Source organism: Micromonospora sp. NPDC005194, assembly GCF_040608335.1.
GTDB lineage: Bacteria > Actinomycetota > Actinomycetes > Mycobacteriales > Micromonosporaceae > Micromonospora.
Genome location: NZ_JBEXIA010000026.1, coordinates 1 through 14,596, shown reverse-complemented (window position 1 = coordinate 14,596; position 14,596 = coordinate 1). Strand labels below are relative to the sequence as shown.

Here is a 14,596-nt window from a genome sequence, read left to right as displayed (position 1 = left end):
TGGCGGGGCCCGTCGCTGTTTGCGCTGCCCAGGGCCTTTCTTCACGCCCTGCGCCCCGGTGTACCCACCCGACCGACGTGAGGCGAATGCGGGCTTTTTTCGGATAAGTCCGCCTCGCGAGGATCCTTCTCATACGGTGTGGATAACAGGCTGCAACCCATTTGTAGCTGCTCGTGCCGCTCAAGTGGTACGAGCCCGTCTGGTAGCAGGAAAGGGCGGAAGGCTCTGATGTCCAACGACGTAACGACTCCCGACGGCGGGGCCCCAGCGGCCGCGCCGTCGACTAGGCGACGCAAGCTGTGGGTCGCCACCGGCGTGGCCGGCCTGACCGGCGTCGTCGGTCTGGCGGCACTGGGTGGGCTGGCTGCCCGTGACCACAAGCCCGACGACGCACAGCGGGCCAGCGACTCGCAGGCGGCGCCGAAGCAGAACGTCAGCGACGCCGGCCAGGCCGAAGGCCAGGACGACGGTAAGGACCGGGATGAGCGTGGCAAGGACCGGGATGAGCGTGGCAAGGACCGGGACGAGCGTGGCAAGGACCGGGACGAGCGTGGCGAGGACCGGGATGAGCACGGCAGGGTGCGGGAGGTGCCTTGTGACGATGAGAAGCTGATCGAGGCGATCGATCTGGCGAACCGGGACCAGGGCGGCACGTTGAAGCTGGCTCCGCACTGCACCTACGAGTTGAGCTTCTCCGACAAGAAGTCCGGTACGGGTCTGCCGACGATCCGGCAGGAGATCACGATCAAGGGCAACGACGCGACGATCAAGCGGGACTCCGAGGACGCGTTCCGGATCTTCCGGGTCGCCGCCGGCGGCGACCTGACCCTGAAGGACCTCACCGTCAAGGACGGCAACGCCGCCGAGTTCAAGTACGGCGGCGCGCCGCAGGGCCCCGGCGGTCCCCAGGGCCCCGGCGGTCCGCAGGGCCCCGGCGGTCCCCAGGGCCCCGGCGGCCCGCAGGGCCCCGGCGGTCCGCAGGTTGCCGACGCGCCGCAGGCTGCGGATGTGCCGCAGGGTGCCGACGTTCCTTCGGCGGCTCCGGAGAAGCCCGCGCCGCCGATGAAGAAGGACGGCGATGCGGACGGCGGTGCGCTGCTGGTCGAGCGCGGCGGCAGCGCCCACCTGGAGAAGGTCGAACTGACCCGCAACAACGCCGAAGGCAACGGCGGCGCCATCGCCAACTTCGGCCGGGTCGACCTCGACGACAGCGAGGTCGAGAACAACCACGCCCGGGAGAACGGCGGCGGCATCTTCAACGTCGGCGTACTCAAGGTCAAGGGGTCCTCCGACGACAAGGACTGGTCCTCCCACGGCCAGGGCGGGTCCGCCGACGGCAAGGCCGACGACAAGAACGACGACAAGAACGACGGCAAGAACGAGTTCTCCCACGAGCGGGATCACGAGTCCCGCATCACCAACAACACCGCCGGTGACAACGGCGGCGGCATCGCCAACGGCCGCGGCAAGAAGGAAGAACACGGCAAGGACAAGGACAAGAACAACGACTACTGGCCAGGCGTGCAGGGCCGCGACGAGGCCGGCAGCGTGGAGATCTTCAAGACCTCCATCGACGGCAACACGGCCAACGGCAACGGCGGCGGCGTGTTCAGCTCCAGCGGCTTCGTCAAGATCGTCCTGTCGAGCATCACGAAGAACACCGCCTGCGAAAGCGGCGGCGGCATCTACGCCCGCAACACCAACCTCGACCTCGAGAAGGTCATCGTCGCCAAGAACCACGCCAGCAAGGACGGCGGCGGCGTCGTCAACACCGGCGGCGAAGAAAAGAAGAAGGAAGGCCCCTCCTCCAGCGACGACAAGAAGGACCAAAAGGAGCAGGAAGCCACCGCCACCATCGCCGACAGCGAGATCGTCGAGAACACCGCCGGACGCTTCGGCGGCGGCATCTTCAACGGCGACCCCGACGTCAAGCTCAAGGAAGGCTTCGAGGAGCCCGACAACAAGGACAACAAGGACGACAACGCCCGCCTCACCCTGCGGGACACCGAAATCAAGGCCAACACCGCCCTCAACGGCGGCGGCATCTTCAACAACAAGGGCACAGTCACCCTGACCAAGACCCGCGTCACCAAGAACACCGCCACCGACTCCTCCAAGACACACCGAGTCGCCGGCGGCATCCTCAACAACAACGGCAAGGTCCGCCTCGACGAAAAGTCGACCATCACCAACAACGACCCCACCAACTGCGCCGGCACCGTCAAGGACTGCTTCAACTGACCAGCGCATGATCGCGGGAGTCCCTTTCCGCCGCGCGGCGGAAAGGGACTCCCCTCCCGCGTAGCCCACCCGGTTGTGGTGCGCCGCGCGTCAGGAACGCGTGCCGCCGGAGGTGGCCGCGCGGTCATCGGAAGTGACCGCGCGCTTTCCGCCCTCCACGACGCCCTTCGCCATCCGTGACGCCCCTGCTGCCCGGCCGTCCGCCGTGCTGCCGGCTGCACCGCCCACATACCTAATGTGGGCTTTTTTCGCATACGCCCACGAGGCGAAGAAGGTTCTCATATGGTGTTCTTCAGCAGCTACAACCGATTTGTAGCGAAGGCCGCCTCGCTGTGGCGAAGCGACCTTGTCGGGTACAAGGAGAGGGCAGAGAGCTCCGATGTCCAACTACCTTCGCAATAACGAGGACGCCAACCGTGAGACGACCTTTCCGATCCGTCGTCGCCGGCTCTGGCTCGCCACCGGCATTGTGGGCCTCACAGGAGCGGTCAGCCTCGCAGGGGTCGCCTACGCGACCACCGGGGCCACCGGTGCCCACCGGTTGACCGATGTGAAGTGGTCCACGGCTCAGCAGCTCAAAAAGGACGACGGCAAGGACCGGGATGAGCGTGGCAAGGACCGGGATGAGCGTGGCAAGGACCGGGACGAGCGTGGCAAGGACCGGGATGAGCACGGCAGGGTGCGGGAGGTGCCTTGTGACGATGAGAAGCTGATCGAGGCGATCGATCTGGCGAACCGGGACCAGGGCGGCACGTTGAAGCTGGCTCCGCACTGCACCTACGAGTTGAGCTTCTCCGACAAGAAGTCCGGTACGGGTCTGCCGACGATCCGGCAGGAGATCACGATCAAGGGCAACGACGCGACGATCAAGCGGGACTCCGAGGACGCGTTCCGGATCTTCCGGGTCGCCGACGGCGGCGACCTGACCCTGAAGGACCTCACCGTCAAGGACGGCAACGCCGCCGAGTTCAAGTACGGCGGCGCGCCGCAGGGCCCCGGCGGTCCCCAGGGCCCCGGCGGTCCGCAGGGCCCCGGCGGTCCCCAGGGCCCCGGCGGCCCGCAGGGCCCCGGCGGTCCGCAGGTTGCCGACGCGCCGCAGGCTGCGGATGTGCCGCAGGGTGCCGACGTTCCTTCGGCGGCTCCGGAGAAGCCCGCGCCGCCGATGAAGAAGGACGGCGATGCGGACGGCGGTGCGCTGCTGGTCGAGCGCGGCGGCAGCGCCCACCTGGAGAAGGTCGAACTGACCCGCAACAACGCCGAAGGCAACGGCGGCGCCATCGCCAACTTCGGCCGGGTCGACCTCGACGACAGCGAGGTCGAGAACAACCACGCCCGGGAGAACGGCGGCGGCATCTTCAACGTCGGCGTACTCAAGGTCAAGGGGTCCTCCGACGACAAGGACTGGTCCTCCCACGGCCAGGGCGGGTCCGCCGACGGCAAGGCCGACGACAAGAACGACGACAAGAACGACGGCAAGAACGAGTTCTCCCACGAGCGGGATCACGAGTCCCGCATCACCAACAACACCGCCGGTGACAACGGCGGCGGCATCGCCAACGGCCGCGGCAAGAAGGAAGAACACGGCAAGGACAAGGACAAGAACAACGACTACTGGCCAGGCGTGCAGGGCCGCGACGAGGCCGGCAGCGTGGAGATCTTCAAGACCTCCATCGACGGCAACACGGCCAACGGCAACGGCGGCGGCGTGTTCAGCTCCAGCGGCTTCGTCAAGATCGTCCTGTCGAGCATCACGAAGAACACCGCCTGCGAAAGCGGCGGCGGCATCTACGCCCGCAACACCAACCTCGACCTCGAGAAGGTCATCGTCGCCAAGAACCACGCCAGCAAGGACGGCGGCGGCGTCGTCAACACCGGCGGCGAAGAAAAGAAGAAGGAAGGCCCCTCCTCCAGCGACGACAAGAAGGACCAAAAGGAGCAGGAAGCCACCGCCACCATCGCCGACAGCGAGATCGTCGAGAACACCGCCGGACGCTTCGGCGGCGGCATCTTCAACGGCGACCCCGACGTCAAGCTCAAGGAAGGCTTCGAGGAGCCCGACAACAAGGACAACAAGGACGACAACGCCCGCCTCACCCTGCGGGACACCGAAATCAAGGCCAACACCGCCCTCAACGGCGGCGGCATCTTCAACAACAAGGGCACAGTCACCCTGACCAAGACCCGCGTCACCAAGAACACCGCCACCGACTCCTCCAAGACACACCGAGTCGCCGGCGGCATCCTCAACAACAACGGCAAGGTCCGCCTCGACGAAAAGTCGACCATCACCAACAACGACCCCACCAACTGCGCCGGCACCGTCAAGGACTGCTTCAACTGACCGACGGTCAGCGAACGGATCCACGCAGGGTCCGGCCCCCTACCACCTCGGTGGCAGGGGGCCGGATCGTCGTGGGATCAGCCCTGGACGAAGACCGCCACGCTGCGCGCCGGCACGGTGAACGTGCCGCTTGCCTGGTCGAACGAGGCGGTCCGCAGCACCGAATCGGCGGACTCCCGCAGCACCGGGTGCAGCGCCACGTTCGCCCCGCGCAGGCCGGTCACCGTCTGCTTCGCGGCCCCAGGGGTGGCGTTGAAGACGACGGTCACCGACTTCCACTTCCCGTCCAGCCCCCGGGCGTCCAGGGTCATGGTGAGCACGCCCGGCGTCTCCTTCTCGCCGGAGAGCGGGAAGGCGACCCGCTGCTGCACCTGGCCGGCGGTGGCCAGCCCGAACACCGGCGAGGACTCCCGGATCCGCAGCAGCTCCGCGTACCGGGCGTCGGCCAGGTTGATCGCGGCGCAGTCCGGCACCAACGTCGGATCGGCCAGCAGCGGCTTCGCGTACGACCACTTGTCCTGGTTGTCCTGCGCCGGCGGCAGGCCGGCGCCGAACCCGTTGCCCCGCTCGCAACCCCAGCGGATCTGGTTGAACCAGTCACCGGAGTTGAACGAGTTGCGGTCCAACGACTTCGACCGCAGCCGTTCGGTGCCGGCGGGGACGAACCCGGTGCCCTGCCCCAGCACCACCGTGCTCAGCGCCAGCACCTGCATCCGGGAACGGTCCGCCGCGGTGGTGGCCTGCGGCAGCTTGTACGCCAGCGCGTCGTACAGGATCTCGTTGTCGTGCGCGTCGACGTAGGTGACCGCCTCCCCGGGCGCGGCGGTGTAGCCGGCCGGGGCGCCGTTGTAGTCCACCTGCGCCCCGGTGACCGTCCGCCCGGAGGTGTCGGTGAACCGGTAGTCCCGCAGGTTGCCCGTGAGACCCACCTTGATCAGGTCGTGGGCGTGCAGCAGGCGGGCCTTCTGTGCCGCCGCCGACCCGTTCACCGGGTCGCCGTTGGGGTCGCTGTAGAGCCCGGAGGCGAAACCCTGCGCGCGGGGGTTGGCGTCGAACGGTCCGCCGCCGCGTACCGCGTCGCGCAGCCGGTCGTTGAACGTGCCGATGCCGGTGCCGGCCATGTTGGCCTGGGTGGCCTGCACGAACCGGGCGTCATTGGCGACCTCGCCGAAGTTCCAGCCCTCTCCGTAGAGCATGATCGCCTTGCCGTCCACCCCGTCGCGGGCGACGGTCAGCCGGTCCAGCGCGGCACGCACGGCCAGGATGTTCGCCTTCGGGTGGTGGCCCATGAGGTCGAACCGGAAGCCGTCAACCTTGTACTGCTTGGCCCAGGTGACCAGCGAGTCGACGACCAGCTTGCCCATCATCGCGTGTTCCGGGGCGGTGTTGGCGCAGCAGGTGGAGTTGGCCACCGTCCCGTCGTCGAGCAACCGGTGGTAGTAGCCGGGCACCACCTGGTCGAGCACCGATTTCTCGTCGACGCCGGCCGCCGAGGTGTGGTTGTAGACCACGTCCATGACCACCCGCAGGCCGGCCTCGTTCACCCCGGCGACCATCCGCCGGAACTCGGTGGTCCGCGCCGCGCCGACCGGGTCGACGGCGTATCCGCCCTCCGGCACTGTGTAGTGCAGCGGGTCGTATCCCCAGTTGTAGCCGTCGGTCTCGGCCACCGCCGCCACGCACTTCTGCTGCTGCTCGGAGTCCGGCGGAAGGGCCGCCAGGTCACAGGCCGGCTGGCGCTGGTCGGCCCGCTTCTCGGGGATCGTGGCGAAGTCGAACGCCGGCAACAGGTGCAGGTGCGTCACACCGGCGTCGCCCAACGCCCGCAGGTGGGTCATCCCGGCGGTTTTCGGGTCGGTGAACGCCAGGAAGGTGCCCCGCCGCTGCGCCGGCACGGTCTCGTCGGCGATGGAGAAGTCGCGCACCGACAGCTCGGAGATCTGCGCCTTCGACGCCGGCACGGCGGCCGGCTTGCGCAGCGTCCGCCACCCCGCCGGGGCCAGCGCCGGATCGTTCAGGTCGACCAGCTGGCTGTGCGTGGAGTCCGCGGCGAGAGCCACCGAGTACGGGTCGGTCACCGACGCGGTGACCATCCGCTGCGCGGCCGGCTGCCACGCCTGCACCTGGTAGCGGTAGTACTTCCCCGTCCAGGCGTGGCTGCCGCGCACCGACCAGACGCCGGTGCGGTCGTCGCGGCGCATCGGCACCGTCTTCGGCGCCGCGGCGGGTGAGTCGAACAGTTGCAGCGCCACCGTCCGGGCGGTCGGCGCCCAGAGCGCGAGGCTCGGCGTACGGCCGGCGAAGGTCGGACCGAGCGTGACCTGGGTGGCCCGGGAGTACACGTCGTCGAGCACGCCGGGAATCTGCACGCCGGTCGCGGCGAGCAGGGCGCCCGCCGCGTCGCGCTCGGTGACCAGCAGCTGCCCGCGCAGCGCCGCCGGCACCTTCGCCAGGTCGCCCCGGTCGAGGGAGAAGGCCCGGTAGGACCACAGGTGCGGGAACGCCGCGCGCTGGGCCTCGGTGAGCCCGTTGCGCTGCGCCCGCAACGGCAGACTGGTGTACGTCCCGGACAGCTCGCCGTCGACGACGCTCACCCCGCCGGTGGGGGCGGCCACCAGGGCGTACACCCGACCGTCGGTCGGTGGTGTCTGCCAGGCCACTGTGGACCGGTCGATCCATTGCGCCTTCTGCTTGCCGATGTCGGTGTCCCCGCCCGCGCTGGTCGCGGTCGACGGCAGCAGCCGCCCCGGGGTGGCGGCGAGCAACCACACCTCCCGGCCGGCGCTGGCGAAGTCGAGCCGCTGGTCGTCGGGCAGATCCTTGGTGTCGCCCTTGTGGATGATGTAGTTCAGCCCGGTGGCCCCGGCCGCCAGCGGCACCCGGAACACCGCGCCGAACGCGTCGATCGACGTCGGCGCGAGCGGGGTCGCCCACTCGGTCGGGTTGGCCGCACCGTCCCACAGGTGCAGGCCCCACCCGTCGTACTTGCCGTCGGCCCGCCGGTAGTGGATCACCGCGGTGCCCTCCTCGACCGCCGGGTCCGGTTGCCCGGTGGCCGCCTGCCTGCTCGGATAGACCGCCGGGTCACCCTGCTTGAGCCAGACCTCACCGGTGGCCGTCACGTCGATGCTGCGATCCTGGGCGACGTCCTTGGTGCCATTCTTGTCGACCACCACGAAGCCCACGGACTTCGCGCCCGGCTTGAGCTTCACCCAGGCGAACCGGCCGTAGGAGTCCTCCCCGGCGAACGGCTGCCCCTTCGGCCACTCGGTGACGTACGCCGGGTCGATGTCGCCCCAGGCGTACAGCCCCCAGTCGTCGTACCCCCCGGCCGGACGCTGGTAGTGCACCACCGCCCACTCCCGGGACCCGCCCTGCTCGGGCGTGCCGACGACGGCGACGGACCGTGCCGTCGCGGTGCGGCCACGGCCGTCGCGGACGACGGCGCGGTACTCGATCCGGGTGCCGCCGGCCAGCCCGTCCAGGTCGTGGTGCACGGTGTACGGCGCGTGGTCGGCGCTGCCCAGCAGCGTCCACCTGCCGCCAGCCACCCGGGCCGCCACGGTGACGGTGGCCAGCGGGTCGCCGGTCACCTTCGCGGTGACCGCCGCGCGGGTCGCCACCGAGGCGCCCGGCGCGGGGGTGGTGATGCTGATGGTCGGCTTGCCGGTCGGCCGGGCGATGGCGGTGCCCGCGCGGTACACGGCCGCCGACAGCGGCGGCACGGTCAGCGTCAGCCTGCCGTCGGCGCCGGCCTGTTGGCCGCCCGATCCGCCGTAGATGCCGGTGAAGGTGGCGCCGGCCGACCAGGTGTCCACGGTGACAGTCTGCGCGGTCTCGGCGTTGTTCACCGCCACCACGTACTCGGTCCGGTCGGCGGGGGCGATCCGGGAGGCGGCGAACACGCCGGGGCCGTCGGCGGCGTACCGGGTGACCTGGATGCCGTCGCGCAGCGCGGGGTGCGCCTGGCGCAGCCGGCCCAGCTCGGCGATCGTCCGGTACAGCGGGTGGCCGGTGTCGAACTGGTCGCTGGCGTGGGTGCGGTCGGTGCCGAGCAGGTCGTCGTCGAGATAGTCGGGCACCTTCGAGGCGAACATGTCCTGCCGGGCGTCCTTGTCCCCACCGGGGCCGGTGAAGCCCTGCTCGTCACCGGAGTAGACCACCGGCTGACCGCGGGTGAGGAACATCAGCTGGTGGGCGAGCTGGTCCCGCCGCAGGTGGCTGGCCGGGGCGGTGCCGCCGCCGGCGATGAACGACCCGATCCGGCCCATGTCGTGGTTGCCGAGGAACGTGGTCAGCCGACCCGCGTCGGTGTCCCGGGCGGCGTAGAGGTCGTCGCGGGCGTACACGTCGGCGAGGGCCTTCGCCGAGCCGGCGCCCGCCGTGTAGCCCCGCGCGGCCTCCTGGAACGCGAAGTCGATGGTGGCCGGCAGACCACCGCGCCGCACGTACGTCGACGTGATCTCCGGGTTGGCGCTGTAGACCTCGCCGAACAGGAAGAAGTCCTTCTTGCCGGCCTTCTCGGCGGCCCGCTCGACGCCCCGGGTGAACTGCGGCCAGAAGTCCATGTTGACGTGCTTGACGGTGTCCAGCCGGAACCCGTCGACGCCGGTCGCGCCGATCCAGTCGCCGTACGCCTTCGTCATGCCCCGCACCACCTCGGGACGCTCGGTCCACAGGTCGTCGAGGCCGCTGAAGTCGCCGTACTCGCTGTTCTCACCGGAGAAGGTGGAGTCACCCCGGTTGTGGTACATGGTCGCGTCGTTGAGCCAGGCCGGCACCTTCACGGTGGCGTCGCCGGGCTCGGGAAAGACCGGCGTGTACGGGCCGGAGTTCCTGTCGACCGTGGGGAAGTCACGGCTGCCGTCGGCGTAGTTGCGGTCCTCGAAGGCCCGCCCCTGCGCGTCGACGTACGGCGAGGTGGCCTTGTCCACGTAGGCGTAGGAGTCCTCGGCGTACTTGATGACGTCGGCGGTGTGGTTGACCACGACGTCGAGGTAGACCTTGATCCCCCGCCGGTGCGCGAGCGAGACCAACTCCTTGAGCTGCGCGTTCGTGCCGAAGTGCGGGTCGACCTGGGTGAAGTCGGTGATCCAGTATCCGTGGTAGCCGGCCGAGATGTCGTCGCCCTTGCCCTGCACCGGACGGTTCTTGAAGATCGGTGCGAGCCAGATGGCGGTGGTGCCCAGACCCTGGATGTAGGCCAACTTGTCGATGACGCCCTTGAGGTCACCGCCGTGGTAGAAGCCCTTGTCGGTCGGGTCGAGCCCGGTGCGCAGCCGGTCGCCGGTCAGGCCACCGGAGTCGTTGCGCCGGTCGCCGTTGGCGAACCGGTCCGGCAGGACGAAGTAGAACTGCTCGGCACGCGCGGTGTCGGCGCCGGCGGCCAGCAACGCCTCGGCGGTGGGCTCGTCGCGCCACTGGACGGCGCCGGCCGCGGCGAGGGGGTCGGTGCCGGACGGTCGGGGGTCGGCGTCGGCGCCCAGGGGCCGCGCGGAGTCCGGCGTACCGACGAGGGTGAAGGTGAGCAGGCAGACGAGCGCGAGCAGGGCGGTACGCGGAATCGGCGGGGGTTTCATCGACGGCCTTCCTCTGGTCGTGATTGGCCGCACGCTAACCCTTGCCGAAACAATCTGCAATACCTTGCAAACAAAGTCGTAACCGAGCAGTGTCCTTGCGGAAGCACAGCTCAGAACCCGCCGCAGCGCACTCCGTCGACTGTGCAGCCTCGCGGCGTCGTCGACGCCCGTTCCAGGTGGAACCGCAACGCCACCGACCCGCCGGCCGGCACGTCCACCCCACTGACGTACGTGAAACCGCCGTCGAACTGCCGCACCGTCCCCTGGGGCACACCCTCCACCCAGGTGGTCACCAGCCGACCACCGGCGAACTCGAACCGCACCGTCCAACCGCGGTCCACACCGGATGCGTTGACGATCAGCACCTCGCCGATGAAACCTCCGTCGAAGCTCTGCACCACCCGGTAGCGTCCACTCACCGCCGGCGGCTGCTGCGGCGGCACCCCCGCCGACGGTCGCAGCGAGGTCGGTGCCACCGTCGGGCCGACCGCCGGTGGCCGCGACATCGCCGGCGTGCTCGGGGGCGGCCCGCTCGCCCGCGGCGACAGCCCCGGCAGCACCGGCGCCCTCTCCGGCAGCGGCGTCGACGACAGGTCGGACGGCGTGACCGGCGCCTGCGGCAACGGCAACCCCGCCGGCGGCGGCCCGTCGTCGACAGCCGGACTACGCCCCCGGTACGCACCCAGAGCCACGAAGAGCAGAACCACCATCACGACGAGGCCGGCGCACACCACGATCCACGGCGACGACGCGATGGCAGCCGGACCGTGCGACGGTCGCGGCGCGCGACGCATGCCGGACATGTGCCTCCCTCAGCGGGCCGTCCGGGCAGCGTAGCGATCGACGGCCCGGCCCGGAAGCGCCGTCGCCCTTGCCCTGCACCGGCACCGGCACCGGCACCGGCACCAGTTCAGCCGAAGCGACAGTCGACGCCGTTGACCGTGCACCGCACCGGCCGCTGCGCCGACCCGTCCCAGGCCAGCCGCAACCGCAACGTCTGCGTGTCACCCGGATCCAGCGCCGCCCCGCCGCTCACCACGAACGCACCGCCACCCTGCGCCGACACGGAGATCCCCGCAGCACCGCTGACCCGCAGGCCCCGCATGGCGTCCTCGAACGCCAACTCCACCCGCCAGTCCGCCGACCGGGCCGACTCGTTCGTCACCGACAGCACGGCCTCCGTCGCGTCCCCGCCGTCCGTACCGCCCTGGTACCGGGCGGTCACCGCCCCCTTCGCCGCCGCGCTCGTCCGGGCCGGCGACGGCGAACCCGTGGTGGCGCGCGGCGACGGCGTCCGACTGCTGCGCGACGGCCGCGGCGACGCCGTGCGCCGCTCCAGCCCACCCGGCGTCGCCCCCGACGACGCCGTAGCCGGCACGGTCGGCAGGAACACCGGCGGCGCGGCCTGCGGCGCGCTCTCCCGCTCCCGCGTACGGAACGACAACAGCGCGATCACCAACAGCACCGCCAGCGCGCCGATGCCGAGCAGCACCACGATCCACGGCACCGACAGCAGCACGCGCGCCGTCCGCGGACCCCCCGCACCGTCCGGCCCTGACGCCATCAAGTCTCCCCTCGTCCCACCGACGCGACAGCGTAGCCAGCGGCGGCCAGACCGAAAACCTCGCGGGTACAGATCGGACCGACCGGCCCACCCGAAGCGGAAAACGGCTCGCCCGCGTGGACGGTCGCCCGGCGGTCAGGCCGTCCGGATAACGGTGCAGATGACCGGACCCTCACCCGACGTACGCAGCAGATAGCGGTACCGCTCCCCCGGCACCGCGTACCCCCGGCTGTCCAGGAACTCCCACTCCACCGACACCATGGTCAGCAGCGCCGACACCGGCTGCACGTCCTCGATCCGAGCGTGCGCGGCGATCAACTGTCGATCCTGGTAGTCGGGCGCGGCGCCCACGAAGGACAGCGCGACCGCCGCGAGCGAGGTGAACGAGAAGCTGTACGTGTCGGCCACCACCAACCCGGGCAGGGCGTAACAACCGGCGAGCGACGGCAGGTCGCCGGAGGTCATCGCGGCGCCGTACCGGTCGAAGAAGCCGGTCAGCGCGTCGAGATCGGTGGAGGCGTTCACGCGACAGCAATTGCCGCTCACCGGGCCGGCCAAACCTCAGCGGGGCGGAACCCGCACCTCGATCTCCGCACCCAACCGGGCGCCACCGGTCAACCCCAGATCGTCACCACTCCAGAACCGTCCCGGGTCGTACCAGTTTGGACGCTTACCGGCGGGCAGCAGGCCCATCGCCTCGTAGGTCACCGCCACCACCTCGGCGCAGTACGCCGTCTCCAACGCCCTCTCCCGCGCAGCCGCGCTGGCCGGAGCTGCCGTCGTCCCCGGGGTGGCCGTTGTCCCCGAGTTGGCCGTCGTCCCCGAGTTGGCCGTCGTCCCCGGGTTGGCCGGTGTCCCCGGGTTGGCCGCAGCGCCCGGAGCGGCCGTTGTCCCGGGGTTGGCCGCATTGCCCGGGGTGGCCCGGCTGGCCCGGGGCCCCGACGCGGCCGGATTGGCCCCGGTGGTCGGGGTTTCCGACGCGGCCGGAGCGGCCGGGTCGGCCCAGGTCGCCTGAGCGGCCCGCGACACGGCTCGAAGCGCGGCCCGGCCGGGGCCCGGCAGCGACGGCACCCGACCGCGCACCCACCGCCACGCCAACTGGGCGGTCGACGGGAACGGCGTGCCGTCCAACCGCGCGACGGTCCGCAGCACCGCCCGCTCCATCTCCCCGTCCGCCGGCGGGTCGAGCTGCCGCAGCCAGGCGCGCTGACCGTACCGGTTGGCCCACACGCAGACCGCGTCCCGCAGGTCGTGCAGCTGCACACCACGCTGGTGCGTGCCCGACCACAGGTCCGGCAACGATCGGCCCAGCTCCGCGTGCCACATCAACGGCGGCATGTCGTCCAGCACCACCGCCATCCCGACGTGGTTGACCGGGCTGTTCGTGGTGAACTGGATCGCCCGGTCCGGCACGCTACGACCCCGGAACACCCACACGTCACCGGTGCGGGTCAACTCGACGGCCTCATCCAGGCTGATGCTCATGAGGGTCTAGCCTAGGCCGATGCGGCAACGAATGCGGTGGTGGAAGGTCCTCGGGCTCGCCGGCCTCGCCGGGGTCGCGGCGTCCGGTGTGGTCATAGCGCGGGCCGAACGGCGCCGGCGCGCGTACACGCCGGAGGAGATCCGGCAGCGGCTGCTGGAACGTCACGCCCAGGCCAGTGAGGCAGCCAAACCCGCAGACCCCGCCTGACGACCCGGACCCGGTCGAACCTCCCCGGTCTACCCCGCGCGGTCCCACGCCGGTCCCACCCGACTTGTCCGGCCGGCCCAGGTGATCGGCGGACAATCCCGCCGGCCTTCATGATCGTGCTCGATCCTGGATGTAGTGGCCTCGCCCGCGTGGTGAGGCCCCTGTTTCCTGGATCGAGCACGATCATCCGGTGGCGGTAGGGCCGCGCGGAGGTGATCCACTCGGGTTCGGTGATGTGGGGGTGTCCTGGGCGTCCGGATACCCCGGTATCGCCGAAGTCGAGTCGATCAACCCCCCGGGGTGGTGGCGTGACTCCGAGGTCGGCGTGCAGTGGCGTGCTGCCCACCGAGGGACACCGCGCGCGCGTTTCGGCGGGCATGATCGTGCTCGATCCCGGATGTAGTGGTCTCGCCCGCGTGGTGAGGGGCCTGTTTCCTGGATCGAGCACGATCATCAGGTGGCGGTGGGGCCGCGCGGGGGTGATCCACTCGGGTTCGGTGATGTCGGGGTGTCCCGCGCGCCCGGATACCCCGGTATCGCCGAACCCGAGTCGATCACCACCGGCTGGTGCGGGTGTCCGTTTCCGGTGGGTGGTTTGTCCGGTCCCGGGCGGCGGCGTCCCGTGGTCGGTGCCACCCTGGTGGCGGAATCGGGGACCCGGCGGGGTCGTTATACCTGGCATGCCGCCGCGAGCCTCGGGCTTCGGTGGCGCGGCAGCCGCCGGGAACACCCGCCCGGTCGCCGCGGTTACATCCCCGCACGGCCGAGCAGCACGATTGGCCGGCCTGTGTGGCGGCCCGCCGGGAACACCCGTGCGGTCGCCGCGGTTACATCCCCGCACGGCCGAGCACCACCGGCCGGCGCCGTCCGGAATGCGGAATGAGTCGCTGCCCCGGGCCGTTGCACCACCCTCCGGGACATCCCCGAGCAGGCCCCCTGCTGGGCCGCCGGGCCAGGTCCCCCGTGAACTTTCCCGCTCGGCACACCGCCCCCGCTTGTGTGTCGTTGCGTTTTCCCCCACATGCAGAGGAGCACGCCATCATGCGTACCGATCTGATTCGTAAGACCGCTCTGACCGCTGCCGGCCTCGCCTTCACCGGCGGCGCCATCGCCGGCCCCGTCACCACCGCCTACGCCGCGTCGCAGGCCAAGCCCGCGTCGCAGACCCAGGCCGACCG

At 70.5% G+C, this 14,596-nt stretch carries 7 protein-coding genes and 1 pseudogene; 3 read left to right on the top strand and 5 right to left on the bottom strand.

Translation table 11 applies throughout. The annotated features are described in order from the left end of the window. Window positions 1–228: 228 nt before the first annotated feature. Window positions 229–2,241 (top strand): hypothetical protein, encoded by a 2,013-nt coding sequence (locus tag ABZU53_RS21425; RefSeq protein ID WP_355067132.1) that lies wholly within the window; start codon window positions 229–231, stop codon window positions 2,239–2,241. Between the two features lie 379 nt (window positions 2,242–2,620). Continuing rightward, the gene (locus ABZU53_RS21420; RefSeq protein ID WP_355067131.1) at window positions 2,621–4,582 is read left to right on the top strand and encodes a hypothetical protein; all 1,962 of its coding nucleotides are present in this window, start codon (window positions 2,621–2,623) and stop codon (window positions 4,580–4,582) included. A 77-nt stretch (window positions 4,583–4,659) separates the two neighbouring features. On the opposite strand, the gene pulA is transcribed toward ABZU53_RS21420, so the two are convergent. The 5 genes and pseudogenes from pulA to ABZU53_RS21395 form a co-directional block, all read right to left on the bottom strand. Continuing rightward, window positions 4,660–10,161 (bottom strand): pullulanase-type alpha-1,6-glucosidase, encoded by a 5,502-nt coding sequence (gene pulA / locus ABZU53_RS21415; RefSeq protein WP_355067130.1) that lies wholly within the window; start codon window positions 10,159–10,161, stop codon window positions 4,660–4,662. A 110-nt stretch (window positions 10,162–10,271) separates the two neighbouring features. Beyond that, the gene (locus ABZU53_RS21410) at window positions 10,272–10,964 is read right to left on the bottom strand and encodes a cellulose binding domain-containing protein (protein ID WP_355067129.1); all 693 of its coding nucleotides are present in this window, start codon (window positions 10,962–10,964) and stop codon (window positions 10,272–10,274) included. Between the two features lie 107 nt (window positions 10,965–11,071). Continuing rightward, window positions 11,072–11,680 (bottom strand): hypothetical protein, encoded by a 609-nt coding sequence (locus tag ABZU53_RS21405; RefSeq protein ID WP_355067128.1) that lies wholly within the window; start codon window positions 11,678–11,680, stop codon window positions 11,072–11,074. 180 nt (window positions 11,681–11,860) lie between these two features. Then, the gene (locus ABZU53_RS21400; RefSeq protein ID WP_355067127.1) at window positions 11,861–12,250 is read right to left on the bottom strand and encodes a hypothetical protein; all 390 of its coding nucleotides are present in this window, start codon (window positions 12,248–12,250) and stop codon (window positions 11,861–11,863) included. Window positions 12,251–12,790: 540 nt separating this feature from the next. Continuing rightward, window positions 12,791–13,210 (bottom strand): annotated as a pseudogene (locus tag ABZU53_RS21395) (hypothetical protein); the annotation flags it as partial. A gap of 19 nt (window positions 13,211–13,229) precedes the next feature. On the opposite strand from ABZU53_RS21395, the gene ABZU53_RS21390 reads away from it, so the two are divergent. Beyond that, window positions 13,230–13,418, top strand: a complete 189-nt coding sequence (locus ABZU53_RS21390) for a hypothetical protein (protein WP_354863390.1) — start codon at window positions 13,230–13,232, stop codon at window positions 13,416–13,418. The last annotated feature ends 1,178 nt before the right edge of the window (window positions 13,419–14,596 follow it).

Coding starts and splice junctions, on each gene's coding strand:
- ABZU53_RS21425 (WP_355067132.1), top strand. CDS start 229: ATGTCCAACGACGTAACGACTCCCGACGGCGGGGCCCCAGCGGCCGCG.
- ABZU53_RS21420 (WP_355067131.1), top strand. CDS start 2,621: ATGTCCAACTACCTTCGCAATAACGAGGACGCCAACCGTGAGACGACC.
- pulA (WP_355067130.1), bottom strand. CDS start 10,161: ATGAAACCCCCGCCGATTCCGCGTACCGCCCTGCTCGCGCTCGTCTGC.
- ABZU53_RS21410 (WP_355067129.1), bottom strand. CDS start 10,964: ATGTCCGGCATGCGTCGCGCGCCGCGACCGTCGCACGGTCCGGCTGCC.
- ABZU53_RS21390 (WP_354863390.1), top strand. CDS start 13,230: ATGCGGCAACGAATGCGGTGGTGGAAGGTCCTCGGGCTCGCCGGCCTC.